Origin of the sequence: Actinotalea sp. JY-7876 (genome assembly GCF_014042015.1) — a bacterium.
Taxonomy (GTDB): Bacteria; Actinomycetota; Actinomycetes; order Actinomycetales; family Cellulomonadaceae; genus Actinotalea.
The window spans coordinates 835,953-862,096 of sequence record NZ_CP059493.1 but is presented as its reverse complement, the minus strand read 5'-3'; the positions used below and the strand labels follow the sequence as shown (position 1 = coordinate 862,096).

The following is a 26,144-nucleotide window of genomic DNA, read 5'->3' as shown; positions in this document are numbered from 1 at the left end:
CGCGGGACCGCACTAGGCGGACGACCTGCCGCGACCGGGCAGCACGGCGAGCACCCATCGGCCCGTGCGCGCGGTCGACCTCCGGTGCACCGTCGCGAGCACGACGGCAGCCGCGGCGCCGTACGCCGCGGCACCGGTCGCCAGCGTCAGGGCCGGGCCCGCCGACGACTGCGCCACGAGCGCGTAGGCGGCCACCCCCCACAGGGCGGCGTGCAGCGGGGGCAGCACCGCGCGGGCCTGCTGACCCGCCGTGACACCCGCGAGGCGCCGCTGCAGGTGCAGCAGGACGGGGCTGAGTGCGAACCCGGCGACCGTGTACCCGATCGCCACGCCGAGGACGCCCCAGCGCAGCCCGACGACGATGCCGGCGACCTGGACCGCGGTCGCGAGGAGCTCGTACCGCACGAGCAGGGAGACCTCGCCCGTCGCCTTGAGGAGCGGCCCGGTCACGTACAGCACGGTCTCGCGCGCGCCCGCCACCGCGAGGACCGTCAGGAGCGGCGCCGAGGGCAGCCATTGCCGCCCGAGCACCACCTCGACCAGCTCCGGGGACGCGACCGCGAGCAGCCCCATGGCCGGCACGGTCACGACGGCGAGCATCGCCGTCGCCTTGACGAGCGCGTCGGCGAGGAGCTCGCGGCGCCCCGCGAGCCGGGAGAACGCCGGGAACATCACACGGGAGACGGTCTGACCGACCAGCTGCACCGGGATGACGAGGACGCGGTACGCCATCCCGTAGTACGACAGCGCGACGACGCCGAGCACCCGTCCCACGAGGATGTTGTCGATGTTGCGCGAGAAGTACGCGATGCCGTCCGTGGCCATGACCCGCAGGCCGAAGGGCAGCAGCGCACGGACCTCGCTCACACGCAGGTTCGGCACCGGCCCGCGCGCCGACCACAGGAGGATGGTCGCGACGACCGCGTCGACCGTGACGACCTGGAACACGATCGAGGTGGCCCCGGCTCCGCAGAGCGCGGCCACGACACCCGCGGCGGCGCCCGCGGCGGCGCCCGACACGTCGGCGACCGCGATCGCGCGGAACGTCAGCGACCGCGCCTGCATGGCCCGGGGCGCGATGGCCAGGGACTTGACCACGAGGCCGAGGCCGAGGAGGCGCAGCACGGTGGTCAGCTCCTCGACCCTGAAGAAGTCGGCCACCCAGGGCGCGACGACGACGGTCAGGCCGGCGAGGAGCACGCCCGCGACGAGGTTCGCGCTCGCGACGGCGCCACCGGCCCACCGGCTCAGCACGGGCCGCTGGATCAGGGCGGACGCGAGCCCCTGGTCGAGCAGCAGCGTGGTGAACGTGACGTAGATCGTCGCCGCGCTGATGACGCCGTAGGTCTCGGGGCCGAGCACCCGGGCCAGCACGACGCTGGAGACGAGCAGGAACGCCTGGCGCCCCGCGACGGCGATCGAGTTCCACTGGACCGCCGAGGCCGCCGTCCCGCTGCCCACCGCCGCCTGGTCGGCAGGCGCCACGTCGCGACCGCTCACGGCGCGCCGCTCACCGCGGCCTCGAGGGCGGCCACGGCCCGGCCGCGGTACCGGGCGGGGTCGTGCCGGTCGCGCGCGGTGAGCGCGTCGGCGGCCGCCGCGCGCGAGAACTCCGGCCACGCGTCCCGCACCCGCCGCACGGCACCCGCCAGGGCCACCGGGTCCCCCGGGCGGACCTGCTGCGCCGAGCCGTAGCCCGCGGACGCCTCGCGCAGCCCGCTGGTCTCGCTCACGACGACCGGACGCGCCGCCAGCACCGCCTCCACCGCCGTGTTGCCGAAGGGCTCGTCGACCACGGAGGGCACGACGGCGACGTCGGCGTCCGCGAGGAAGGGCCACACCGAGGCGTGGAAGCCCCGCAGGTGCACGGAGCCCTCGAGGCCCAGCTCCTTCACGCGGTCGCGCAGCCCCTGCTCGAACCACTCGTAGCCGGGGAACACGGCGCCGACCACGTCCAGCCGAGCCGGGCACCCGGTCCGGTGGAGCTCGGCCAGCGCCTCGACCGCGACGTCGACACCCTTGCGGGCCGACAGGCGCCCCACGTACAGCAGGCGGACGGGCCCGTCGATCGTGCGGCGCGCCGGGACGACCTCGGCGGGCCCGGGCACCCCGTTGTCGACGACGACCGCCCGGCGCACCGCGGCGGGCAGCGACGCGCGCAGGACGTCGACGCTGAACCGGCTGTTCACGACGACGCTCGTGGCGAGCACCAGCGGGAGCGCCATGAGGCGGCGCACGATCGCGGGCGCGCCGGTCTCCGCCTCGTGCACGTGGACGACCACCGGGCGCCGCATGAGCCGGGCCAGGATCGTCCACAGCGGGACCGTCACGGTGCTCACGTACACCGCGTCGGGCCGGAGCCGCCCGAGGAGGGCCACGCCCCGTGCCGCACCGAGGACGGTGTCCGCGACGAGGAGGCCGAAGCCCGCGGGACGCAGGGCGCTCTTGCGCAGCACGGGCGAGCGCGTGCGCCGGACCTCGGCGCCCAGCGCCCGCAGCTCGGCGACCAGCGGACCGTCGTCGCACAGCGTGACGACGACCCGCCAGCCGGCCTCGCGGAAGCCCGCCACGCTCTCGAGCATCACGCGGTCCGAGCCGTAGAGCTCGGCGCCCGGGTGGGCGACGAGGACCGTCCGGCCCGCGGCCCGGACGTCCGGCGCGGGGGCGCGACGCCTCACGGCGCCGACGGATCCGTCGCGACGAGGTCGTCGAACGTCACGGTGAGCGGGAAGGTCGTGGACGACGCGGACACGTAGGAGACGAGCCCGACGCCGCCCGCGGCCTGGAGCGCCGCCGTGGAGTCGGTCGCGGTGAGCTGCCACGTGGTGGGCTCGGGTGTGCCGTCCTTCCAGACGCGGGTCCGCAGGGTGGTCGGCGACGTGCCCGTCACCTCGAGCCGGATGTGCAGCTGCTCGCCGGCAGCGAGCCTCACGCCCGGCACCGCACCGACGGCGAGCGTCGTCTCGGCGCCGTCCACGCGCGTCAGGTACACCGTCGCACTACCGTTCGCGGCCACCTTGACCTTGGCTCGGTAGTCCGCCGCACCCACGCGGCGGCCGACGAGCGACACGAACAGCCCGCCGCCGTCCGCCACCGGCGCGACGGTGGTCCGGACGCGGACGTCCGTCGAGGTCGAGGAGACGCCTGGCAGGAACGCCGACACGCCGGCGCCCGCTCTCGGCAGGACCATCCGGCCGGCCCCCTGCGCCACCGAGAAGGACGACGCCGCACCGACGAGCGACCACGCCCCACCCGTCGCCGCGCCACCCCACCCGCCGGTGACGTCCCGTGCGAAGTCGTCGGCCGCGAGGGGTCCGGCGGGCTCCGGGCCCGGGCCGGCGACCGTGACGACCTGCGACGCCGAGGACGACAGGCCGTCGTCATCGGTCGCGACGAGGACGATGGTGTACTGGCCCGCCGCGGCGTAGGTGTGCGTCGCGGTGGCCCCCGTCGCGGTCGTCCCGTCACCGAAGTCCCAGGCGTACCCCGTGACGGTGCCGTCGGCGTCCGTCGAGGCAGCACCGTCCACGGCGACCGACAGGCCGTCGGACGTCACACCGAAGGCCGCGACCGGCGCCTGTCCCGGCGGCGGCGGGGCGGCGACCGTGACCGCACGCGTGACGGACGCGGCGTCGCCGTCCTCGTCGGTGGCCGTGAGCGTCACCGAGTAGGTCCCGCCGGCGGCGTAGGTGTGGGTCGGCGTGGCGCCCGTGCCGAGCGTGCCGTCACCGAAGTCCCAGCCGTAGAGCGCGACCGTGCCGTCCGCGTCCGTGGTCCCGCTCGCGTCGAAGGTCACGCCCAGGCCCTCCGCGGCGTGCGTGAACGCCGGCACCGGGGGCTGGTTCTCCACGGGCTGCGGCTCGCCGACGCCGGCGGCGCGCAGGTCGTCGACCGTGAACGTCACAGGAGCGTTGGTCGTCGAGGTCGCGAGGTACGCCATGGCCCCGACGCCGCCCGCGGTCTGGAGCGCCGCCGTCTCGTCCGTGGCGGTCAGCTGCCAGTCCGCGGGCTCGGGCTGACCGTCCTCCCACACCTTGGCCTGCAGCGTCGACGGCGACGTGCCGGAGACCGTGACCCGCATGCGCAGGGCGTCGCCCGCCGCGTAGGACACCCCGGGCGCCACCGCGAGCGAGGCGAGGGTCGTCTCGGCACCGGTCACCCGGTTGAGGTACAGCGTGACCACGCCGTTCGGCGCGATCTTGACCTTGGCGCGGTAGTCGTTCGCGCCCACACGACGGCCGATGAGCGAGAAGAACGCGCCCGCGCCGTTCGCCACGGTCGTCGTCGCCACCCGCGCCGTCACGTCCGCGTCGTCCGAGGGAGCCCCGGCGAGCACCGCGGTGACGCCCGCGCCGCCACGCGGCACCGTCATGCGTCCGACCCCGTCGGCGACCGAGAACGCCGACGCGGCACCGACGAGCGACCAGGCGCCGCCGACGTCGGCCGTGCCCCACCCGCTCGGGAGGGTCCGCCCGAAGGCGTCGGCGGCGAACGGACCGGCCGGTTCGACCGGGGGCGCCGCGACGGTGACCTGCTGCGTCGTCGACGCCGTCTCCCCCGAGTCGTCGGTCACCGTGAGGGTGACGTCGTAGGTCCCACCCACGGCGTAGTCGTGCGACGCGGTCGCGCCGGTCGCCGTGGCCCCGTCGCCGAAGGTCCACGCGTGCGACGCGACGGTGCCGTCCGGGTCGGACGAGGCCGACCCGTCGACGTCCACGCGGAGCCCGTCCGCCGTCGCGGTGAACGAGGCGACCGGCGGCACCGCCGGGATCGTCCCGGCGCCGAGCGACCAGTGCTCGGCCACCGTCTCGGCGGACAGGGCACGGCTGTAGACCGCGACCTCGTCCACCGTCCCGGCGAGGTACGGCTGGACGCCACCGGTGGTGTCGCCACCCACCTTCCACCAGCCGGTGAGCGACCTGGCGGCGCTCTGCGGGTTCTCGCCCACCAGCTCGCCGTCCACGTACAGCCGCATGCCCTGCGCCGACTGCGTGGCGACCACGTGGTGCCATGCACCGTCGTTGTACGCCGCGGGCGTCGTGACGTTCGTGAACGCGTTCGCGACGAAGACCCCGAAGCTCAGGCGCCCGTCGGTGCCCATGACGACCTGCCGGTCGTAGCTGGTCGCCAGGCCCGTCTGGTTGTTGCCGAGGCCGATGAGCTTCCCGCCCGCCGTGGTGGTCGTGCTGAACCACAGCTCGGTCGAGTACACGCGCGGCGACGCGAACGAGCGGTCGCTCACGACGCGGGCCGACGAGCCGTCGAGCCGCACGCCGGTCCCGGTGCCGTCCGCGAGCGCACCGGGGGCGCCGAGCGCGACCGCACCGCGGAACGTGCCGGGCGTGGCGTAGGCGCCCGAGTCGCCCGCAGCGGTGCCGGACGTCTCGTCCAGGCGCCAGTACAGCTCCGGCTCGGCCGCCGCGACCGCGGCACCGTACTCGTCGGCCGGGGGCGCCGGCAGCGGCGACGTGCGGCCGGCCGCGACGAGGTGCGTCGCCACCTGGGCGTGCGTCAGGGCGCGGTCGTACACCGCGACCTCGTCGACGTCACCCGTGAAGTTGTCGTTCGTCGGGCGGTTGGTCCAGCCCTGGAGCGAGTCGCCGCCCACCCGCCAGTACCCGCCGTACATCCGGCCCTGGGCCGGGGCCGCCGACGCGACACGGACGCCGTCGACGTACAGGTGCGTCCCGCCCGCGTCGGCCGTGCCGACGACGTGGTGCCACTGCCCGTCGTTGTAGCTCTGGGTGCTCGACGCGACCACGCGCGAGCCCGAGTAGGGGCGGATGCCGAAACGCAGCCGTCCCTGGTTGTCCATGTAGACCTGACGGTCGGCGTAGCTCGAGGTGCCGGTCTCGGCGCTGCTGAAGCCCACGATCCGGCCGCCCTGCGTGGTCGTGGTGCGGATCCACGCCTCGACCGAGAACGTCGTCGGGCTCTCGATGTTCGGCGTCGTGCTCGCGTGGGCCTGCGCCGAGCCGTCCAGTGCGAGCGCCGTGTCGGTCTCGCCCGCGAGGGCACCGGGGGCGCCGGGCGTGGCTCCGGCGCGTGCCCGCAGGTCGTCCCACCCGGTCGCGTCGCGGAGCCACGGCCCGCTCGCCTCGCCGAGCCGCCAGTGCGCCACCGGCTCGTCGGCGAGCACCGTCTCGGCGTAGTCGCTACCCGCGGTCGCCGTGCCGGAGACCGTCACGGTGACCGTGTCGGACCAGGCCAGGTTCCCGGCCGGGTCGGTGGCGCGCAGCCGGTAGCGGTAGGTCGCGCCGGGCGTCAGGCCCTTGTCGACGTAGCCCATGGTCGGGCGGTCGTAGAACCGCGACCGCTGGACGACCTGGTAGATCGGGGCCGCGGTGTTGCTGTTGCGGATCAGGCTGTAGGTGAGGTCCTCGTTGTCCGGGTCCATGTTCGCGGTCCAGCGGAGTCGCACCGCCCGGTCACCCGGCGACGTCGCCGACAGGTCGAACTTGCCGCCGCTCAGCGACGGGCCCATGTCCTCGGGCGCCACGCCGGGCACCGCGAACCGCACGAGGCCCTGCTGGGGGCGGCCGCTCACGTTCTGGAACTCGCCGCCCATGACGACGTACTGCGAGGTGCCCACGACGGACCACGGGCCCTGGTTCTGCCCGGTGTACGTGCCCGTGTCCATGTCGGGGTACCAGTGCAGCTGGGAGGGGCGCGGGTTGCCCTCGAAGTTCGTGTAGTCGTACGGCTCCCGCGTGATCGTGCCGCCGACCGCCCTGGTGACGGCCGTGCCGAGGCGCATCTGCCAGGGCTCGGTCTGGTGGAACGCGTCCTGGTTGCCGCAGTAGTGCTTGTGGCTCGCCTGGTAGATGACCTCGCCCACCGGGAACGCCGAGTAGGTGTCCCCGTGGCAGTCCTCGATCCACTCGATCTCCCCGCCGCCCCAGTGCGCCGCGAAGGTGCCCTCCAGCGTCCCGGACTGGCGGCCGAACGTGTAGCCGCTGCCGTAGACGAAGTCCCCGTCGCCCGACAGGTGCGTGATGGCACCGTCGCGTCCGCCGTTGCGGATCCACCGCGTGTTGGCAGCGAACGGGAGCAGGGCGCCCGTCACGGGGTCGACCGACCCCAGGCCGAAGCCCGGGTCGGACGAGCCGTTGAGGGAGGTGAACGACCCGCCGACGACGACCTCGCTCCCGTCCGGCGAGACCAGGAGGGCGTTGACCCCGCTCGCGCCGGCCGCCGCCGGGGCCCACGGGAGCAGCTCGCCGGACGGCGAGGCGGCCGCGAGGCGCGTCCGGGTCTGCGTGCCCACCGCGTTGAAGAGCCCGCCGAAGTAGACGGCGTCCGCGGTCACCGCGATCGCGCGCACCGTGGCGTCGGGCTTGGGCACGAAGGACGGGATGAGCGCGCCCGTCGCGCGGTTGAGCGCGGCGATCCGCCACACGGACGCGCCGTTGACCTGCGTGAACTCACCGCCGATGTAGAGCCGGCTGCCGTCCGGCGACGCCTCGATCGCCCGTACCTGCGCGTTGGTCGTCGGCGCCCACGACGAGATGAGCTGTCCCGTGCGGATGTCGAACGCGAGCAGGTTCCGCCGTGCCACCGTCGAGGTGCCGGGCGCGGCACCGGACGGCCGCGCCGTCGCGAAGCTGCCCGCGACGTAGACGGTGTCCCCGACGACGACCTGGTCCCACACGACGCCGTCGACCTGGACCGTCGGCAGGGCGTCGGCGGACACGGTGGCGGGCACGCCGGGGACGGACGGGGTGGTGTCAGCCGCGGCGGTGCCGGCCGGCACGACGAGGCCCGTCAGGACGAGGACCGTCCCGGCGGCCGCGGCGACGGCGCGGCGCAGGACGTGCGTCAGCGGGAGCATGGGCAGCCTCGTTTCGAGAGATCCGCGCCGTGGGGCGAGGGGTCTCACCCTACGCGGACAACACGCCGTCAACCCGGTCCAAACGGGTGAAAACGGACGACCCTCGCAGGGCACGGGAGCGGCGCGCAGGGCACGGGCTACGGCGCGGTGACCGTCAGGTCGTCCACCGTCACCGTCAGGGGCACGCCGGCGGTCGACGACGACAGGTACGCGGCCGGCCCCACGCTCCCGGCGCTCGGTGCGGTCAGCCGTCAGACGTCGGCGGGGTCGCCTCGGAACACGACCACGGGTGCCTGCGTCGAGTAGCTCACCTCGAGGGCGACGACCGAGCGCGAGCCCTCGTCCACCGCGAAGACGTAGGTGCCCGTGACGGACGCGCCCGGCGCCAGCGAGCCTGAGAACGGCGTCGCGGGCGGGCCGGTCATCGGCAGCCCGGGGACGCCGGCGTCGTCCGTCAGGTTGACCGTCACGGCGCCCAGGTCCACCGCGGCGGCGGACGTGTTGGTGAGGGAGATGTCGAAGGCCAGCGCGGGCCCGGCGATCTCCCCCGGGCCCTGCGGCTCCGCGCGGATCGCCTCGACGCCCGCGAGCTCGGACGTGACGCCCGTGCCGAAGTCGGCGGTCTCCGAGAGCGCGACCGGCTCGGCCGTGGGCAGCACCCCCTCGGGCTCGGCCGCGCCCGGCGCACCGCCCTGGGGTGCACCGGTCGCGCTCGGCGACGGGGACGCGCTCGGGGCGGCGCTCGACGTGGACGCGTCGGTCGGGGCGGACCGGGTCGGGCTCGGCGTCTCGCCGTCGCCCCCCGCCGTGCACCCCGCGAGGAGCGCGGCCGCCAGGAGCACGGCGACCGCCCTGCGGCCGTCAGCCACCGGTCACCGCCCCGCGTGTCGCCGGCGCGCCCTCGGCGGCCAGGCGCACCATGTCGCCCCGCCACTTCACGAGCGCGAGCGCGAGGTGCCCGGCGCACCCGGCGAGCAGGACGGTGTACGCCGCGTAGAAGGCCGTCGGGGCGGCGAGCAGCACGAAGGCCAGGCACAGCACGCCGTAGTCGGTCGGCAGCACGAGCAGCCGCCGGAGCAGCGGGACCGGTCGGGGCGCAGCGCCGGCGACACGTGCGCCCGTGCGCGCGAGCGCGTGGTTGAGCTTGAGCTGGTCGTTGAGGATCATCGCGAAGAACGACACGCTGGCGACCGCCGTGAACGCGACGGGCACGAGCAGCCAGGCGTCCGAGGGCAGGTCCAGGAACCGGTAGGCCATCACGAGGACCGCGAGGTGCAGGGTCGAGATCTTGATGGCGTCCACCACGTGGTCGAGCCACTCCCCCGCCACGGTGCCGCCGCCGCGCAGGCGGGCCACCTGCCCGTCGGCGGAGTCGAAGGCGTAGCCCACCACGAGCGCCAGCGGGACGAGCACGGCGGTCCAGAGCCCCGGCCCGACGAGGGCCACGAGCGCGATGCCCGTGAAGGTGAACGCCGCGCTGATCCCCGTCACGGCGTCCGGTGTGAGGCCGCGCCGGAAGGCCCAGGCGGCGAGGAGCCGGCCCACGGGCCGGTTCACGAGGACGGAGTACGCCGGCGCCCCCGGTGCGGCGGCCTTCTGGGCGGACGCCAGGCGTCCCACCACGTCTCGGTACGTCTCTGCCACGACCGTCGCCCCCACCGTCATCGTCGTGCCGCCTTCCGGCCGGATGCCGCCCTGCTCTGCCCCGACCTGCCGCGAGCCCTCGCCCCGGCAGCCAGGCGCACGCACAGGTCCTCGTAGCGCGAGGCGACGTCGTCCCAGTCGTAGCGCTCCGCCTCGGCGAGGGCCGCGGCGGCGCGGCGCCGCACGCCGGCCACGTCGCGCTCGGCCAGGTCGACCTCGCGCGCGACGTCGTCCGCCGTGGTGAACCAGCGCCCGCTCGTCCCGAGCACCTCGCGGTTGAACGACACGTCGAACGCGGTCGTCGCGGTGCCGGCACCGAGCGCACGCAGGAGCGAGGGGTTGGTGCCCCCGACCGAGTGCCCGTGCAGGTACGTGCGGGCGTTCGCGTACAGCTGGTCCAGGAGGTGCTGGTCCCAGACGCCGCCGAGGAAGCGCACGCGCGCGTCGGCGAGGGAGTGGACCCGCGCCGTGTACTCGTCCGAGTACGGCGCCGAGCCGACGACGACCAGCGGCAGCCGCGCGCCGCTGCGCCGGTAGCCGTCGACGATGACGTCGACGTGGTTCTCCGGCTCGAAGCGTGCGACGACGAGGTGGTAGCGGTCGGGCTCCAGCCCCGCCGCCCCGAGGCGGTCCGACGCCTGCGCCACCAGCGGCGCGCCGTACGCGATCAGCTCGGTCGGCACGCCGAACCGCTCGCGGTAGTAGTCGGCGATGCCCTGGGCGTCGGCGATGAGCGCGTCCGACCAGCGCACCGCGAGCGCCTCGGCGCGCCGGTAGTACTCGCGGCCGGTGCGACCCCACTTGGCACGCCGCCACTCGAGCCCGTCGACGTGCGTGGCGACCGGGATCCGCGCCGCGCGCACGATCGGCAGCCACGGCGCGTTCGCCGCGTTGAAGACCACGGCGGCGTCCGTGCGGTGCCCCGCGAGGTGCCCGACCGAGAGGCCGGTGTGGCTGAGCGTCTCCAGCGAGCGGCTGCGGACGGCCGGCAGGTGCACGAGGCGCATGCCGAGGTGGGTGGGACGGGCGTCCTCGTCGCCGCCACGGCAGTAGACCGTGACCGAGTGCCCACGGTCCACGAGGCGGCGACCGACCTCCTCGACGCACGTCTCGAACCCGCCGTAGCGCGCGGGGACCCCACGGGTCCCGACGAGTGCGATCCTCACAGCCCCACCTCACATCTGGTCGCGCCGCCGGGACGCCGCGCCTCCTGGAGCGGCGCCCAGACTACTGAGACCCGTCCCCCCGGCACGCCCCTCGACGGGCACTTCACCCGGCTGCCACGAGGCCGCCGGCTCACATCAGCCAGGCGCCGGCGCCCGTCAGTACGGCTCGGGCGGTCGTCACCTGGGTCGCGCGGGCCGGCGGCGCGTCAGCCATGACGTGCCTGACCCGCGTCCACCGGCACCTGGGTCAGCACCGACAGCGCCCGACGCAGCAGCGTGCTCGAGGTGTGGACGGTGTACGGGAAGTACACGACCTGCACCCCGACCTCCGCGAAGCGACGCTCGAGCTCGGCCCCCTGCGGCGTGCCCCGCCAGTCGTCGCCCTTGAAGAAGACGTCGAACGGGCGCCGGCGCCACGTCTCGAGCTTGTCCGGCTGCGTCTCGACGAACACCTCGTCGACGACGTCGAGGTGTCGCACGATCTCCGCGCGCTCGTGGGTGGGGATGATGGGCGCGCGACCCTTGGCCAGCTCGAGCATCTCGTCGGAGACGACCCCGGCGACCAGGTAGTCGCACTGCGCCCGCGCGTGCCGCAGCACGTTGAGGTGACCGACGTGGAAGAGGTCCCACGCCCCGGGCGCATAGCCGACGACCCTCGCGCCGTCGGCCGGGTTCCCGTCAGTACGCACCATGGCCTCCCAGCACCGCCCGCGCGGTCTTCCACAAGATCGTCAGGTCCATCGCGAGGGACCAGTTGTCGACGTAGCGCAGGTCCAGGCGCACGGCCTCCTCCCAGCTGAGGTCCGACCGCCCGGAGACCTGCCACAGGCCGGTCAGCCCGGGCTTGACCCGGAGCCGGCGGTGGACCGAGTCCTCGTAGCCCGCGACCTCCGACGCGAGGGGCGGCCGGGGTCCGACGAGGGACATGTCGCCCTTGACCACGTTGAGCAGCTGGGGCAGCTCGTCGAGCGAGTACCGCCGCAGGAGCCGTCCGACCCGCGTGACCCGCGGGTCCTCGCGCATCTTGAACAGCACGCCGCTGCCCTCGTTGCTCGCGAGCAGGGCGGCACGCCGCGCGTCGGCGTCGACGAACATGGTGCGCAGCTTCCACATGGTGAACGTGGAGCCGTCCACGCCGATGCGGCTCTGCCGGTAGAACGCCGGGCCGGGCGAGGTCGCCCGCACCAGGACCGCCGCCACGAGGACGACGGGCAGGGCCGCGAGCGCCAGCGCCATGCCCACGACGCGGTCCAGGAGAGCCTTGGCGACGAGGCGCTGCCGGGGCGCCCCGATCTCGACCTCCAGCAGCGAGAGCCCCGCCGTGGGTCGCACCGTGAGCCGCGGCGTGGTGACCTCCACCAGGTCCGGGGCGACGATCAGCTGCGCGCCGGCCCGGTCGAGCGCCCACGACAGCCGCCGCAGGGCCTCGCCACCGAGGTAGCGCCCCGCGACGACGACGACGTCGATCGCCCGGTCGACCACCACCTGCGGGACGTCGGCCACGGCACCGACCACGGGCACCAGGCCGATGCCCGGCACGGTGCCGAGGCTCGGCACGCACACGCCGGTCACCTGGTAACCGTGGTGCGGGGCGCCCTGCAGGTGCACCACGACGCGCGCCACGTCGGCGGGGTCACCGACCACGACCGTGCGCCGCATCGCCGCGCCCCGGGCGCGCTCACGGTGCAGCGCCCGCCGGTTGACGTAGCGCGCCGCGATGAGGACCACGACCAGGGCCGGGACGCCGCCGAGCACCAGCGCCGGCGGGATGTCGAGGCCCGTGATGAAGCCGAGCGCCATGAGCAGCGCCATGGCGAGGCCGCCGGCCCGGAGCAGGGCCTGGTACTCCGCCGGCCCGTCCCCGAGGACCTCCCGGTGGTAGCCGCGGGCGGCCGCCACCAGGCCGAGGAAGCCGGTCACCCCGGCGACCAGGAGGACGGCGCCGTCGAGAGCGGTGCCGTAGCGCGGGACCACGGCTGCGGCGACGACCGCGACGGCGACGGCGGTGTCGAGGGCGACCACGCGCCAGCGGTACACGACCGAGCGTGCGGACCAGAGGTGGGCCAGCGCGGCGTCGTCGTTGAACGGCGTCCGTCGGTGCTCGAACGGCTGCGCGGAGGCCCACGACCGCCGGGCCTCGGCAGCGACCCCGCGCCGGTCGTGCTCGCTGGGCCGGTCGAACCCGGGCTCCGCTGCCAGTGTCACCGACCGTTCACCCCCCAGACGTCGCGATCTGGATCGAGGCTATATCGGCCGGTACGTCACAAAGGTGCGTTCTGTCTGATTTCACCCGAATGGCACGCGGGTCGTGACCTGTCCGTGACCTGGGCCCGCGTCCGCCTCAGGCCGGCGCGTGGAACCTCTGCTGCGCGGCGAGCAGCCCCTGCGTCACGACCGCCTCGACGGCGTCGGCGGCGGAGTCCAGGAGCCAGGGCAGCTCCTTGCGCTCGGCCCCCGAGAAGTCCTTGAGGACGAAGTCGGCCGGGTCCTGGCGCCCGGGCGGCCGCCCGACCCCGACGCGCACGCGCACGTAGTCGCGCGTCCCGACGGCGGCGCTGATGCTCCGCAGGCCGTTGTGCCCGCCCTCGCCCCCGCCCTGCTTGAGCCGGACCGTCGCGAAGGGGATGTCGAGCTCGTCGTGGACCACCAGGAGGTGGTCCACCGGGACGCCGAGGTACTGCACGAGGGCGCCGACGGGGCCGCCCGAGACGTTCATGTAGCTCGACGGCTTGGCCAGGAGCACGCGAGGACCGGGAGCGCCCCCGGGAAGCGTGCCGAGGCGCACGTCGGCGACGCGCGAGCGGGTGCGGTGCGTGGTGAACGTCGCGCCGGCACGGCGCGCCAGCTCGTCCAGGACCATCTGCCCGACGTTGTGGCGGTTGCCCGCGTAGCCGGGACCGGGGTTGCCGAGCCCGACGACGAGCCACGGGTCGCTCATCCCGGCTCCTTCCACCTGGTCCGCTCCGGATGTGGGAGCGGCGCCCGGTCCGAGGGACCGGGCGCCGCGTCGTGCTGCGTGGTGAGGCTCAGGCCTCGGACTCCGCGGCGGCGGCCGAGGCGGCCGACTGCGCCGCGGCCTGCTCCTCGACGGCGGCCGCGTCGGCCTCGTCCGCGGCGCTCACCGTGGGCGTCGAGATCGTGAGGATGACCTGCTCGGCGTCACCGATGAAGGTCGCGCCGGCCGGCAGGACCAGGTCGGAGCCGCGCACCTGCGTGCCGGCCTCGAGGCCCTCGACCGAGACCTCGATCGACTCGGGGAGGTGGGTCGCCTCGGCCTCGAGCGTGACCGACTGCGCCTCGACGACGTGGATCGTGCCCGGGGCGGACTCGCCGGTGACGACGACGTTGACGTCGACGGTGACCTTCTCGCCCTTCTTGACCACGAGGAGGTCGACGTGCTCGATGACGTTCTTGACCGGGTCGCGCTGGACGTCCTTGGCGATGGCGAGCTGCGGCGCCTGGCCGTCGAGCTCGATCGAGAAGAGCGCGTTCGCGTGCTTGAGCGCGAGCATCGTCTCGTGGCCCGGGAGCGCGATGTGCTGCGGGGCGCCGCCGTGCCCGTAGAGCACGGCGGGGACGAGGTGGGCGCGGCGGGTCCGGCGGGCGGCGCCCTTGCCGAACTCCGTGCGGGTGGTGGCGGCGAGCTTGATCTCGGACACGGGGAAACTCCTGTGACGACGTGGGGTGACGGGCTGATCGCCGGGCCTGCCGGCAGCTGGAGCGGCCTCGGCGCGGGACGCAGGACGGACGCGCGGAGGACCGCCCGTCGATCACGGAGTCGCGGTGACCGCCCAGAGGCGGCCGTCCGACGTCCCTCGCCGAGGCAACTGCGCCACTCTACCCGGAGCCCGCGCCGGAGCCGAACCGGCGCCTGCGCTCAGACGGCGCCGTCGAAGAGCGAGGTCACCGAGCCGTCGTCGAACACCTCGCGGATCGCGCGCGCGATGAGGCCCGCGATCGACAGCACGGTGAGCTTGTCGAAGCGGCACTCGTCGGTGATCGGCAGCGTGTCGGTCACGATGACCTCGCGCGCGCCGCACTCCTGCAGCCGCGCGGCGGCGGGGTGCGACAGCACGCCGTGGGTCGCCGCCACGATGACGTCCTTGGCGCCCGCGTCGAGCAGCACGCGCACGGCCTCGGCGATGGTGCCGCCGGTGTCGATGAGGTCGTCGACCAGCACGGCGGTCCGGCCCTCGACCTCGCCGACGACGCGGTTCGCGACGGACTTGTTCGGCCGGCTGATGTCGCGCGTCTTGTGCACGAACGCCAGCGGGCACCCGCCCAGCTTGGCGGCCCACTGCTCGGCGACCCGGATGCGGCCGGCGTCGGGCGAGACCACGGAGACGTTGGACAGGTCGACGCGCGTGCGGACGTAGTCCACGAGCAGCGGCATGGCCCAGAGGTGGTCCACCGGCCCGTCGAAGAAGCCCTGGGTCTGCGCCGCGTGCAGGTCGACGCTCATGAGCCGGTGGGCGCCGGCCGTCTTGAACAGGTCGGCGATGAGGCGGGCCGAGATCGGCTCCCGCCCGCGGTGCTTCTTGTCCTGGCGCGCGTAGCCGTAGAACGGCTGGATCACCGTGATCGTCTTGGCGGACGCGCGCTTGAGCGCGTCGACCATGAGCAGCTGCTCCATGATCCACTGGTTGATCGGTGCCGTGTGGCTCTGCAGGACGAACGCGTCCGCGCCGCGCACGCTCTCCGAGAAGCGGACGTAGATCTCGCCGTTCGCGAAGTCGTACGCCGTCGTCGGCAGCAGCTCCACGCCGAGCTCGCGCGCGACGTCGTCGGCCAGCTCGGGGTGGGCACGCCCGGAGACCAGGACGAGGCGCTTCTCCCCGTCGTGCCGCGTGATACCGGTCATCGTCGTCAGCGCCCTTCGGTGGTGGGTGCGGCATGGTCCCGGCCGTCGGGCGACTGCTCCTGGCCCACCTGGCCCGCGCGCGCCAGCTCCGCGAGGGCCTGCGGCGAGAGCCCGGCGGCCTCGTCACCCAGCGCGGCGCCCGCGGCCTTGGCCGACGGCGTGCCGGGCCGGCGACGCAGCACCCAGCGGTCCAGCGTGCGCTGGGGTGCCGTGTTGATCCCGAGCGCACCCGGCCGCACGTCCTGGCGGATGACTGACCCGGCCCCCGTGTAGGCGCCGTCGCCGATCGTCACCGGGGCGACCAGCGCGTTGTCCGAGCCGATCCTCACGTGCGAGCCGACGGTCGTGCGGTGCTTGGTGACGCCGTCGTAGTTGACGAAGATCGTCGCGGCACCGATGTTCGTGTGCTCGCCGATCGTCGCGTCGCCGACGTAGGACAGGTGCGGCACCTTCGAGTGGTCGCCGATGGTCGCGTTCTTCGTCTCGACGAACGCGCCGATCTTGCCGTCGGCGCCCAGCGAGGTGCCCGGTCGCAGGTAGGAGAACGGGCCGACGACGGCGCCCGCCCCGATCCGCGAGCCGCTGCCGTGCGAGCGCACCACCTGGGCGCCCTCCTCGACGACCACGTCGGTCAGCGTCGTGTCCGGCCCGACGACGGCGCCGCGCGCCACGCGCGTGCGGCCGTGCAGCTGCGTGCCGGGCAGCAGGGTCACGTCCTGCTCGAGCTCGACGTCCGCGTCGACCCACGTCGTGGCCGGGTCGACGACGGTGACGCCCGCGACCATCCAGTCCGTGACGATGCGGCGGTTGAGCTCGGCCCCGAGGACCGCGAGCTGGGCGCGGTCGTTGACGCCCTCGACGAGCACCGGGTCGTCGACGCGCAGGGCGCGCACCGCACCGCCGTCGGACCGCGCGATCGCCAGGACGTCGGTGAGGTACACCTCGCCCTGCGCGTTGTCCCGCCCCAGCCGCCCGAGCGCACCGCGCAGCACGGCGGAGTCGAAGACGTAGACCGAGGAGTTGATCTCGCGCACCGCGCGCTGCTCGTCGTCGGCGTCCTTGTGCTCGACGATGCCCGCGACCTCGCCCGTGCCCGGCTCCCGCAGGATCCGCCCGTAGCCCGTCGGGTCGTCGACCTCGGTCGTGAGCACCGTCACGGCGTTGCCGTCCGCGACGTGCGCCGCGAGGAGCTGGCCGAGCGTCTCGCCGTCGAGCAGCGGGATGTCCCCGGCGAGCACCACGACCGGGCCCTCGACCTGGTCCGGGCCGCCGCCGTCGTGCACCGAGGCGGCGTGGACGGCCGCGTCGAGCACGCCGAGGCCGCACCGGACCGCGCGTCCGGTGCCCGGGACGTCGTCCTGGTCGGCGATCAGCACGTCCGGGTCCAGCTCGAGCGCGTGCGCCGCCACCCGGTCGCGCTCGTGGCGCACGACCACGGCGAGACGGACGGGGTCCAGGGCCCGGGCCGCGACCAGCGCGTGGCCGAGCATGGTGCGACCGGCGAGACGGTGCAGCACCTTGGGGGTGGCGGACCGCATCCGGGTGCCCTCCCCTGCGGCGAGCACGATGACGGCGGCGGGGCGGGCGTAGGACACAGGACTCCCGGGAGTGCTCGACTGCTCCGCCAACGAGCGGCGGCGGCCACGCGGTGGGGCTCGTCGTCACTCTACCGTCGCTGGAACGGCCCTCCGACGCCCCCGTCGGCAGCACCTGCCGGCACCGCTCCGCCCCCAGGATTCGAACCTGGACCGCAAGGCTCCAAAGGCCTGCGTGCTGCCGTTACACCAGGGCGGACCGGCGCGCGTGGGACGGTCCGTCCCGACCCCTGGACGGGCCGGACGGTCCGCGGCGCGCGACGGTGCCCCAGTCTGCCAGGGCCGCACGGCATGATGGGCGCGTGGCGACGCAGAGCAGACGAGCACCGCGGGCGCGGATGACGGGGACACAGCGGCGCGAGCAGCTGCTCGACGTGTCCCGCACGCTGTTCGCCGAGAAGGGCTTCGAGGGCACCAGCGTCGAGGAGATCGCCTCGCGGGCGCAGGTGTCCAAGCCCGTCGTCTACGAGCACTTCGGCGGCAAGGAGGGCGTCTACGCCGTCGTCGTCGACCGCGAGATCCGGGCGCTGACGGGCGCTCTGACCGGCGCGCTCGAGGCCGGCGGGCACCCGCAGGTGCTCGTCGAGCGCACCGCCCTCGCGCTGCTCGAGTACATCGAGACGTCGACGGACGGCTTCCGGATCCTCGTGCGGGACTCCCCGGTCGCCCAGGCGACCGGCACGTTCTCGAGCCTCATCGGCGACGTCGCCGCGCAGGTGGAGCACCTGCTGGGGCACCAGTTCACGCGGCGGGGGCTCGACCCTCGCACGGCCCCCCTGTACGCCCAGATGCTCGTCGGCATGGTGGCCCTGACGGGGCAGCACTGGCTCGACACGCGCAGCCCCGAGAAGGAGCAGGTGGCCGCGCACCTGGTCAACCTCGCGTGGCACGGCCTGTCCGGTCTGCAGGGCAGCCCGGTGCTGCGCGGCGAGGAACCGCCCCACACCACGCCCGACGGCACCGACGCCCGGGAGGACGGGTGACCGACGAGGTCGACCGCATCGTCGCCGCCTGGCGCCGGGAGCGTCCGGACCTGGACGTGGAGCCGCTGCGGGTCCTGTCGCGGGTCAGCCGCCTCGCCCGCCACCTGGACCTGGCGCGGCGCACGGCGTTCGAGCGGCACGAGCTCGAGCTGTGGGAGTTCGACGTGCTGTCGGCCCTGCGTCGCGCCGGCGCGCCCTACCAGCTGTCCCCCGGCGCTCTGGTCACGCAGACCCTCGTGACCAGCGGCACGATGACCAACCGGATCGACCGCCTCGAGGCCCGCGGCCTCGTCGAGCGGCTCCCCGTCCCCGCCGACCGCCGCGGCGTGCTCGTCCGGCTGACGCCCGAGGGGCGCGTGCGGGTCGACACCGCGCTCGAGGACCTGCTCCGGGTCGAGCGGGGCCTGCTGGGCTCGCTGAGCGCCGCGGACCAGGACGCGCTGGCCGACCTGCTGCGGACCGTCATGGCCCCCTTCGACGCCTGAGGGCCTCGGCCCGCCGGCGTGCCGGCGTCGGCAGGAGGCCGGCCCGAGGTCAGCCCGCGGTCAGCCCGAGGTCTCCGCGGTCTCCGCGGCCGTGAGCCACTCCTCCTCGAGGGCGTCCCGCTCGGCCGCGAGCTCGCGCAGCTCGGTGTCGAGGCGCTGCACGGTCTGGTGGTCCGTGGCCGACGCCGCCATCGCCTCGTGGAGCTCGTTCTCGCGCGTCGCGATCCGGGCGAGGCGGCGCTCGATCCGGGTGACGTCCTTGCGCGCGGCGCGGACCTCGGCCGCGCTCGGCCCCGCCGGCGGCGGGGCGGGCGTCCCGGCCGGCTCCGCGGCGTCGGGCGACGTCGGCGCCGTCGCGCGGGCGGCTCGCCGCAGCTCCAGGTACTGCTCCACCCCACCGGGCAGGTCGCGCACCTGACCGTCCCCCAGGAGCGCGATCTGCCGGTCGCACACGCGCTCGAGCAGGTAGCGGTCGTGCGAGACGACCACGAGCGTCCCGGGCCAGCCGTCGAGGAGGTCCTCCATCGCGGCGAGCGTGTCGGTGTCCAGGTCGTTCGTCGGCTCGTCGAGCAGCAGCAGGTTCGGCTCGCCCACCAGGAGGCGCAGCAGCTGCAGGCGGCGGCGCTCGCCCCCCGACAGGTCACCGACCACGGTCTGCGCCCGCTCGCGGGTGAAGCCCAGCCGCTCGACGAGCTGCGAGGCGGTGAGCTCCTTGCCGCCCACGGCGACGACCCGCCGCTCCCGCTCGACGACCTCCACCACGCGCAGGTGCGCCAGCTCGTCGAGCTCGGCGACGTCCTGCGTCAGGGCGGCCACCGCGACGGTCTTGCCCCGCTTGACCCGCCCCTGGTCGGGGCGGAGCGTCCCCTGGATGAGGCGCAGGAGCGTCGTCTTGCCGGCGCCGTTGACCCCGACGACGCCGTAGCGGTCGCCCGGGCCCAGGCGCCACGTCACGTCGTCGAGCAGCGTGCGCGGCCCCGCGGGCCCGTCGAACCGGACGGTGACGTCCTCGAGGTCGACGACGTCCTTGCCCTGGCGCGCGGTCGCGAGCCGGGTGAGCTCGAGCGGGTCACGCGGCGGCGGCTCGTCGGCGATGAGCGCGGAGGCCGCGTCGAGGCGGAACTTCGGCTTGCTCGTGCGCGCGGGCGCGCCCCGGCGCAGCCACGCGAGCTCCTTGCGCAGCAGGTTGTCGCGCCGCGACGCCGTCACGCCGGCCTGGCGCTCGCGCTCCGCGCGGGCCAGGACGTACGCCGCGTAGCCGCCGTCGTACCCGAGGACCTGGCCGCCCGGCCCGCCGTCGACGGCGCCCGTGACCTCCCACATGCGCGTGCACACGGCGTCGAGGAACCAGCGGTCGTGGGTCACCACGAGCAGGGCACCGCGCGCGCCGCGGCCGCCGAAGCGTGCCGTCAGGTGCTCGGCCAGCCAGGCGACGCCCTCGACGTCGAGGTGGTTCGTGGGCTCGTCGAGCAGGAGGACGTCGAGGTCCGCGACGAGCAGCGCCGCGAGGGCCACGCGGCGCCGCTGGCCGCCCGACAGGTGCGCGACGTCGGCGTCGAGGTCGAGGTCGGCGAGCAGGCCGGCGTGGACCGCGCGCACCGCGGCGTCACCCGCCCAGGTGTGCTCCGCGTCGGACCCGTGCACGAGGTCGCGCACGCGCGCACCGGCGGGCAGCTCGTCGCGCTGGTCCAGCATGCCCACCCGGATGCCGCCCGCGTGGGTGACCCGGCCCGCGTCGGGCTCGAGCGTGCGGGCGAGGAGCCGCAGCAGCGTGGACTTGCCGGAGCCGTTGGGACCGACGACGCCGGTGCGGGCGCCGGCGTCGAGCCCGAGGCTCACGCCGTCGAGGAGCGTGCGGGTGCCGACCGTGTACGTCAGGCCGTCCGCACCGAGCAGGTGCGCCATCAGTCCCCGCTCGTCCGTCCGGCGCGGCCGGCCGCCCCGTGCCCGCGCACCACGCGCGCGCCGGCGACGGGCCCGACGGCCGTGAGGACCTGGTCGGCGACCCCCGCCGCGGTCATCGCCGCCGCCACCGCCTGCGCCTGGCGCTCGTCGCGCGTGAGCGCGGCGACGGTGGGGCCGGACCCGCTGACCAGGACGCCGAGCGCACCGGCGTCCTGCGCGACGGCGAGCGTCTCGGCCAGCTCGGGGGCCAGCTCGAGCGCGGCGTCCTGGAGGTCGTTGACGAGCGCCGCGCCCACGGCGTTCGCGTCACCGGTGCGCAGTGCCTGCATGAGGGCGCGGTCGGCCTCCGGCTCCCCCGGCTGCCCACCGACGATCTCGTCGAACATCCCGTACACCCGAGGGGTCGACAGGCCCGTGTCCCGCAGCGCGAGCGCCCAGTGGTACTCGCCCCGGCTCATCGCGGGCGTGAGCAGGTCGCCCCGCCCCAGGCCGACGGCGGTCTGGCCGAGCAGGGCGAAGGGCACGTCCGACCCCAGCGTGGCCGCGATCTCGGCCAGCTGCTCGCGCGAGAGCCCGGTACCCCAGAGCTGGTCGAGGGCGAGGAGGGTCGCGGCGGCGTCCGCCGAGCCCCCGGCCATGCCGCCGGCGACGGGAACACCCTTGTGGATGTGCAGGTGCGCGCCGGGCTCCGCGCCGGTCGCGGCGGCCAGCGCGAGCGCCGCACGCCAGGCGAGGTTGCTCTCATCCGTGGGCACCCGGTCGGCGTGCAGGCCGCTGACGGTGATGCTCAGCGCGTCGGCGTCCCTGACGCCGACCTCCTCGAAGAGCGACAGTGCCTGGAAGACCGTCGCGAGCGGGTGGTAGCCGTCGGCGCGGCGGCGTCCCACCGTCAGCGCGAGGTTGATCTTGCCCGGCGCGCGCACGACGACCTGCGCACCCTGGAGCTCACTCACGTGCCCACTCTCGCAGACAGCTGCTCGGCGATGCGCGCGAAGGCGACGACGTCGAGCCGTTCCCCGCGCGCCGTGGGGTCGACGCCCGCGGCCACCAGGGCGGCCTCGGCCGCCGCCGAGGAGCCCGCGAGGCCGGCCAGGGCGGACCGCAGCATCTTGCGACGCTGCGCGAACGCCGTGTCGATCACCGCGAAGACCTGCTCGCGCGTCGCCGTCGTCGGGGGCGGGTCGCGACGCTCGAGCGCGACGAGGGACGAGTCGACCCGCGGCACGGGCCAGAAGACGGCGCGCCCGATCGACCCGGCGGGCCGCGCGGAGGCGTACCAGGCGGCCTTGGCGGAGGGGATGCCATAGGTCCGCGACCCGGGCGGTGCCGCCAGCCGGTCGGCCACCTCGGTCTGCACCATCACGAGCACGCGCTCGAGCGAGTCGAAGCGCGCCAGGAAGGACAGCAGGACGGGCACGGCGACGTTGTACGGCAGGTTCGCGACCAGGGCGGTCGGCGGGGGCCCGGGCAGCTCCGTGAGCGTGAGCGCGTCGGCCGCGACCACCGTGAGGCGGTCGGCGGCGTCCGGCGCCCGCTCGGCGACGGTCAGCGGGAGCTGGGCGGCCAGCACCGGGTCGATCTCGACGGCCACCACCTCGGCGCCCGCGTCGAGCAGCCCCAGGGTCAGCGACCCCAGGCCCGGACCGATCTCCACGACACGCTCGCCGGGCTGCACGCGGGCCGTGCGGACGATCTTGCGGACGGTCCCGGCGTCGACGACGAAGTTCTGGCCCCAGGACTTCGTCGGGCGGATGCCGAGACGCCCTGCCAGGTCCCGGATCTGTGCGGGGCCCAGCAGGGCGTCAGCGGTCATACGGACGAGCCTAGGGTCAGCGCAGGCCGAGCTTGGACGAGCAGGCGGGCCACTGGCCCCAGCCCGACCGGGCCTGCAGGGCCATCGCGCGCTCGGTCTGCTCCTGCGCCGAGGCCTGCGAGGGCAGCCCGGAGCCGCCGACCGACTGCCACGTCCCGACCGAGAACTGGTACAGGCCGTGGTAGAGCCCGTTCCGCGAGACGATCGTCGGGTTGCCGCCGGACTCGCACTGGGCCAGCGCGGCCCAGACGTCACCGGCGGGCGCGGCGCCACCGCCGCCGGCCGGTGCGGCCGCGGCCCGCGGGGCGACCACCGGGCGCTCCTTGGTGCCCTGCCGGACGACCTCGGTCACCGGGAGCCGCGTGACGGCGTCGCTCAGCAGCATCCGCGACTCCTCGACGCCGTCCACGAGGACCACGCGGTGCACCGTCGTCCGCTCGCCGGGCGCACCCGCCTGGGCGGTACGGGTCTGGCCCACGAAGAGGTCCGCCGACTGCTCGACGACGCTCTCGAAGGGCACCTCCGTGAGGGTGACCTGCTCCTCGGCGACGACGCGCTGGACCGTGACGGTCAGCGGCCCCTCCGCGGGGCTCGTGACGTGGACCCGGTCCAGCTCGCCGACCGTGACGTCGAGCTCGGTCAGCAGCGACTCGAGGTCGCTCGCCTGCGCCACCTGCTCGGTCCGGCCGTCCACGACCACCGCGGCCGGGCCGTCGATCCGCACGGGGAGCTGGGCGCGGCCCGCGGCCGCCGACCGCGACGCGACCAGGCGGACGTCCTGACCGCGCGCCTCGAGCGACGCGAGGGCCTCGTCGGCCTGCAGCGCCGTGGTCCACACCGTCTCCTCGACGCCGTCGGTCAGCACCGTGACCTGACGGGCGTGGCGCACGACGATCTCACCGCCGTCGCGGGGCTCGGTGTCGACGGCGGGCGCGACGAGGTCGCGCTCGCCGACGGTGATCCCCTCGGCCTCGAGCACCGCGGCCACGGTGCCGGAGAACGTGGCGACCTCGACCAGCTCTCCGTTCACGTCGAGCGTGACGCTCTTGTGCGCGTCGGCGACGGCGACCGCTCCACCCCCCAGGACGAGGGCCGAGGCCACGGTGGCGACGGCGAGGACCCGGCGACGGTTCCGCCGCGGGGGCTCGGAGGGCGACAGCTGCTGCGTGTCGTCAGCAGCGGCGTCGGTCGGCAGGGGCTGCGGGGCGCGCTCGGCCCGGGCGAGGCGGCGGCGGAGGTCGAGACGGGTCACAGGGTTCCAGACGTCGTGCTGCCCGGGCACAGGAGCGGGACGCAGCACGAGCAGGGCTCGTGCTGCACCGGACGGGCCCGACGTCGCGTGGACGTGCTGCCCGCCGGCCCGGTCTTCCTGATCCGGCCGTCGCGGCGGGTGAGGGCCCGCCGGCCGCCCAGACCGACCCGGCGCCGGCGTCAGCGGCTCCGTTCGGCCCTAGACGCTCGACGCCCCGGCCAGCGGAGCGACATGCGACCGTAACTCATTCGTGACCTGAGGCCAAGAGGGCGCCTGTCACACCGCCGCGGGCTCCGGCGCTCGCGCGGGGGCTCAGTACCAGTTCTTCGCCTTGGAGTGAGCCCACGCACCGCACGGGTTCCCGTAGCGGCCTTCGATGTAGCCCAGGCCCCAGGTGATCTGCGTCACCGGGTTCGACTGCCAGTCGGCGCCGACACTGGCCATCTTGCTGCCCGGCAGCGCCTGGGGGATCCCGTGGGCACCGCTCGAGGGGTTGTGCGCGTCGACGCGCCACCCGCTCTCCTTGCTCCACAGCGCGTCGAGACAGGCGAACTGGTCCTCGCCCCAGCCGCGCGCCAGCGTGAGCTCCAGGCCGATCGCGCGCGACGTGCCGGGCTCCACCGGGGCGACCGCCGGCGTCGCGATCGGCTCCTTGGTGCCGACGCGGACGACCTGCGCGACCGGCGGTGCGGTGACCGCGGCGGCGAGCAGGGTCCGGCCGATCTCGACGCCGTCGGCCTCGTAGGCGACGAAGGTCGCGACCTGGCTGCCGTCGACGCCGCGCGACGCGACGACCTCCTGACCCCGGGGAAGGGTGGGGTCCTCCTGACGCACCACCTCGAAGGGCTGCGCGGTCGTCTCCGTACGGGTCACGGACTGCACCCGCGTGACCGTGACGGCGAGCCCGTCGGTGGCCGCGGTGTCGAGCGGGACCGAGACCTGGTCGTGCTCCCCGAGGACCACGCCCGCCTCGGCCAGGACGTCGCGCACGGTGCTCGCCGTCGTGCCGACCGTCCGGGTCGCGCCGTCAACGGTGAGGCTGAGGGCCTTGGCGGTCGAGAGCCGCAGGACGTCGCGACCGAGCGGCGCCGAGCGCGACGACGACGCCCGCGCGCCCTCGCGCAGGCCCAGCTCGGCGAGGACCTCCCCCACGGTGGCGGCGGTCGTGACGAGGGTCCGGCGCTCGCCGTCGATCTCCACGACGACCTCGCGCGCGTGGCGCACGACGATCTCGGTGTCGTCGTGGACGAGGCTGCCCGGCACCGGCGCGACGACGTCGCCCTCGCGCACCTCGATCGCCTGGCCGGCCAGGATGTCCTCAACCGTGCGGCCGAAGCCCGCGACCGTGCGGACCTCGCCGTCGACGTCGAGCGTCACCGTCTTGTGCAGGACGGCGAACGCGCTCGTCCCGCCGACCACCATCGACAGGACCGCCGCCTGCGCCGCGACGCGGGCACGACCGGCCCAGCGGCCCCGCGCAGGGGCTGCGGTCGAGGCGTGTGGCACGGGCATCCGATCGTCCGGGGGAAGGACACGGGGCGTGGGCCGGGGTCGACGCCGTCCTCGACGGTAACCGACGGGACCACACGAGGATAGCCCCGGTCGGGTGCCTCACCGCGCCCGCCCGGTCCCGGGGCGACGGCGCACGTCGGGCGCGACCTCACCAGGGACCGTAGACCTGCTCCGCCGTCGCCCACACGGTGCGGCACAGGTGCGCGAGGTCCACGTCGAGCGTCCGGGCCACGGCCCTGGCGGTGTACGCCACCGCGTACGGCGCGTTGGGTCGGCCACGGTAGGGGTGCGGCGTGAGGTAGGGCGCGTCGGTCTCGAGCAGCAGCTGCCCGAGCGGCACCGTCCGCAGCGCCTCGCGCAGGGCGTGCGAGCCCGAGAACGTCGTCGTGCCGGCGAACGACAGGTACCAGCCGCGCTCGGCGCACACGCGCGCCATGGCGGCGTCTCCCGAGAAGCAGTGGAAGACCGTCCGCTCGGGCGCACCGTCGCGCTCGAGCAGGTGCAGGACGTCGTCGTGCGCGTCGCGGTCGTGGATCTGCAGGGCGAGCCCGAGCTCCTTGGCGAGCGCGACGTGCGCGCGGAACGACTCCCGCTGGACCTCGCGCCCGCGCTCGCCCGTGCGGAAGTAGTCGAGCCCGGTCTCCCCGATGGCGCGGATGCGGTCGGTGGTGCGTGCCAGGTGGGCGATCTCGGCGAGGGCGTCGTCCAGGTCGACGGCGTGGTGCTCCTGCGGGTCCGGCGGCAGTCCGTCGGGGCCGACCTCGCGCACGCCGGCGTGCAGCGGCGCCTCGTTGGGGTGCAGCGCGACGGCGCCCAGGAGCTCGGGGTGCACGGGCACGCCCTGCGCCGCGCGGACGACGTCGGCGGTCCACCGGGCGGCGGGCAGGTCGCAGCCCACCTGCACCATGCGGGTCACACCCGCCCGAGCCGCGCGCTCGACCTGGTCGGCGAGGCTGGGCGGCGTCGGGCCGCCGTCGAACCCACCCGCCCCGGGCGCGGGGTGGTCCAGGTGCGTGTGGTCGTCGACGAGCGGGTGCGGCAGGGGCTCCGGGTCGGGCGGCCAGCTCCGGTCGCGTTCCCGGCCCGAGCGGCCCACG

The 26,144-nt window shown here is 75.2% G+C and carries 20 protein-coding genes and 1 tRNA gene; 2 read left to right on the top strand and 19 right to left on the bottom strand.

Annotated elements, in window-relative coordinates:
- Window positions 1-12 precede the first annotated feature (12 nt).
- The 13 genes from H2O74_RS04135 to H2O74_RS04075 all read right to left on the bottom strand — a co-directional run bounded on the left by H2O74_RS04135 (window position 13) and on the right by H2O74_RS04075 (window position 17,296).
- Window positions 13-1,485: a lipopolysaccharide biosynthesis protein gene (locus tag H2O74_RS04135; RefSeq protein WP_182113258.1), complete on the bottom strand. Its 1,473-nt coding sequence runs from the start codon at window positions 1,483-1,485 to the stop codon at window positions 13-15.
- 11 nt (window positions 1,486-1,496) lie between these two features.
- Window positions 1,497-2,678, bottom strand: a complete 1,182-nt coding sequence (locus tag H2O74_RS04130; protein ID WP_255491770.1) for a glycosyltransferase — start codon at window positions 2,676-2,678, stop codon at window positions 1,497-1,499.
- Window positions 2,675-7,831, bottom strand: coding sequence for a PKD domain-containing protein (locus H2O74_RS04125; RefSeq protein ID WP_182113257.1), 5,157 nt, complete (start codon window positions 7,829-7,831; stop codon window positions 2,675-2,677). Before H2O74_RS04125 ends, H2O74_RS04130 begins: the two co-directional genes overlap by 4 nt.
- Before the next feature lie 251 nt (window positions 7,832-8,082).
- Window positions 8,083-8,700 (bottom strand): hypothetical protein, encoded by a 618-nt coding sequence (locus H2O74_RS04120; RefSeq protein ID WP_182113256.1) that lies wholly within the window; start codon window positions 8,698-8,700, stop codon window positions 8,083-8,085.
- On the bottom strand, window positions 8,693-9,451 hold the full coding sequence (locus H2O74_RS04115; RefSeq protein WP_309232679.1) for a CDP-alcohol phosphatidyltransferase family protein: 759 nt from the start codon (window positions 9,449-9,451) through the stop codon (window positions 8,693-8,695). Before H2O74_RS04115 ends, H2O74_RS04120 begins: the two co-directional genes overlap by 8 nt.
- A 41-nt stretch (window positions 9,452-9,492) precedes the next feature.
- Window positions 9,493-10,641, bottom strand: a complete 1,149-nt coding sequence (locus H2O74_RS04110; protein ID WP_182113254.1) for a DUF1972 domain-containing protein — start codon at window positions 10,639-10,641, stop codon at window positions 9,493-9,495.
- A gap of 206 nt (window positions 10,642-10,847) precedes the next feature.
- On the bottom strand, window positions 10,848-11,330 hold the full coding sequence (locus tag H2O74_RS04105) for an adenylyltransferase/cytidyltransferase family protein (protein WP_255491769.1): 483 nt from the start codon (window positions 11,328-11,330) through the stop codon (window positions 10,848-10,850).
- A complete protein-coding gene (locus tag H2O74_RS04100; RefSeq protein WP_182113252.1) occupies window positions 11,320-12,846 on the bottom strand; it encodes a sugar transferase in 1,527 nt (508 codons plus the stop codon). Before H2O74_RS04100 ends, H2O74_RS04105 begins: the two co-directional genes overlap by 11 nt.
- Before the next feature lie 136 nt (window positions 12,847-12,982).
- A complete protein-coding gene (pth, locus tag H2O74_RS04095; protein ID WP_182113251.1) occupies window positions 12,983-13,579 on the bottom strand; it encodes an aminoacyl-tRNA hydrolase in 597 nt (198 codons plus the stop codon).
- A gap of 88 nt (window positions 13,580-13,667) precedes the next feature.
- Entirely contained in the window at window positions 13,668-14,300 is a 633-nt protein-coding gene (locus H2O74_RS04090) for a 50S ribosomal protein L25/general stress protein Ctc (RefSeq protein ID WP_182113250.1), read from the bottom strand.
- Between the two features lie 218 nt (window positions 14,301-14,518).
- The gene (locus H2O74_RS04085) at window positions 14,519-15,502 is read right to left on the bottom strand and encodes a ribose-phosphate diphosphokinase (RefSeq protein WP_182113249.1); all 984 of its coding nucleotides are present in this window, start codon (window positions 15,500-15,502) and stop codon (window positions 14,519-14,521) included.
- Between the two features lie 5 nt (window positions 15,503-15,507).
- Window positions 15,508-17,097 (bottom strand): bifunctional UDP-N-acetylglucosamine diphosphorylase/glucosamine-1-phosphate N-acetyltransferase GlmU, encoded by a 1,590-nt coding sequence (glmU, locus tag H2O74_RS04080; protein WP_182113248.1) that lies wholly within the window; start codon window positions 17,095-17,097, stop codon window positions 15,508-15,510.
- A gap of 127 nt (window positions 17,098-17,224) precedes the next feature.
- Window positions 17,225-17,296 (bottom strand) — tRNA-Gln (locus tag H2O74_RS04075).
- Between the two features lie 139 nt (window positions 17,297-17,435).
- On the opposite strand from H2O74_RS04075, the gene H2O74_RS04070 reads away from it, so the two are divergent.
- The gene (locus H2O74_RS04070; RefSeq protein WP_182113247.1) at window positions 17,436-18,080 is read left to right on the top strand and encodes a TetR/AcrR family transcriptional regulator; all 645 of its coding nucleotides are present in this window, start codon (window positions 17,436-17,438) and stop codon (window positions 18,078-18,080) included.
- Window positions 18,077-18,565 carry a MarR family winged helix-turn-helix transcriptional regulator gene (locus H2O74_RS04065; RefSeq protein WP_182113246.1) on the top strand — a complete coding sequence of 163 codons (489 nt, stop codon included), beginning with the start codon at window positions 18,077-18,079 and terminating at the stop codon, window positions 18,563-18,565. The genes H2O74_RS04070 and H2O74_RS04065 overlap by 4 nt, the downstream gene beginning before the upstream one ends.
- 60 nt (window positions 18,566-18,625) lie before the next feature.
- Here the strand turns inward: H2O74_RS04065 and H2O74_RS04060 are convergent, their stop codons facing one another.
- The 6 genes from H2O74_RS04060 to H2O74_RS04035 all read right to left on the bottom strand — a co-directional run bounded on the left by H2O74_RS04060 (window position 18,626) and on the right by H2O74_RS04035 (window position 26,143).
- On the bottom strand, window positions 18,626-20,470 hold the full coding sequence (locus H2O74_RS04060) for an ABC-F family ATP-binding cassette domain-containing protein (RefSeq protein WP_182113245.1): 1,845 nt from the start codon (window positions 20,468-20,470) through the stop codon (window positions 18,626-18,628).
- Entirely contained in the window at window positions 20,470-21,423 is a 954-nt protein-coding gene (locus H2O74_RS04055) for a 4-(cytidine 5'-diphospho)-2-C-methyl-D-erythritol kinase (RefSeq protein WP_182113244.1), read from the bottom strand. The genes H2O74_RS04060 and H2O74_RS04055 overlap by 1 nt, the downstream gene beginning before the upstream one ends.
- The gene (rsmA, locus tag H2O74_RS04050; RefSeq protein ID WP_182113243.1) at window positions 21,420-22,283 is read right to left on the bottom strand and encodes a 16S rRNA (adenine(1518)-N(6)/adenine(1519)-N(6))-dimethyltransferase RsmA; all 864 of its coding nucleotides are present in this window, start codon (window positions 22,281-22,283) and stop codon (window positions 21,420-21,422) included. The genes H2O74_RS04055 and rsmA overlap by 4 nt, the downstream gene beginning before the upstream one ends.
- Before the next feature lie 16 nt (window positions 22,284-22,299).
- On the bottom strand, window positions 22,300-23,535 hold the full coding sequence (locus H2O74_RS16820) for a resuscitation-promoting factor (RefSeq protein WP_304518610.1): 1,236 nt from the start codon (window positions 23,533-23,535) through the stop codon (window positions 22,300-22,302).
- 312 nt (window positions 23,536-23,847) lie between these two features.
- Complete coding sequence (locus tag H2O74_RS04040) at window positions 23,848-25,047, bottom strand: ubiquitin-like domain-containing protein (RefSeq protein WP_182113242.1); 1,200 nt, start codon at window positions 25,045-25,047, stop codon at window positions 23,848-23,850.
- A gap of 148 nt (window positions 25,048-25,195) precedes the next feature.
- Window positions 25,196-26,143, bottom strand: a complete 948-nt coding sequence (locus H2O74_RS04035; RefSeq protein WP_182113241.1) for a TatD family hydrolase — start codon at window positions 26,141-26,143, stop codon at window positions 25,196-25,198.
- Between the last annotated feature and the right edge of the window lies 1 nt (window position 26,144).

What these genes read in the sequence shown, in the direction of transcription:
- rsmA (WP_182113243.1), bottom strand. Translation starts at nt 22,283, where the DNA reads ATGACCGCTGACGCCCTGCTGGGCCCCGCACAGATCCGGGACCTGGCA.
- pth (WP_182113251.1), bottom strand. Translation starts at nt 13,579, where the DNA reads ATGAGCGACCCGTGGCTCGTCGTCGGGCTCGGCAACCCCGGTCCCGGC.
- H2O74_RS04070 (WP_182113247.1), top strand. Translation starts at nt 17,436, where the DNA reads ATGACGGGGACACAGCGGCGCGAGCAGCTGCTCGACGTGTCCCGCACG.
- H2O74_RS04040 (WP_182113242.1), bottom strand. Translation starts at nt 25,047, where the DNA reads ATGCCCGTGCCACACGCCTCGACCGCAGCCCCTGCGCGGGGCCGCTGG.
- H2O74_RS04060 (WP_182113245.1), bottom strand. Translation starts at nt 20,470, where the DNA reads ATGGCGCACCTGCTCGGTGCGGACGGCCTGACGTACACGGTCGGCACC.
- H2O74_RS04085 (WP_182113249.1), bottom strand. Translation starts at nt 15,502, where the DNA reads ATGACCGGTATCACGCGGCACGACGGGGAGAAGCGCCTCGTCCTGGTC.
- H2O74_RS04125 (WP_182113257.1), bottom strand. Translation starts at nt 7,831, where the DNA reads ATGCTCCCGCTGACGCACGTCCTGCGCCGCGCCGTCGCCGCGGCCGCC.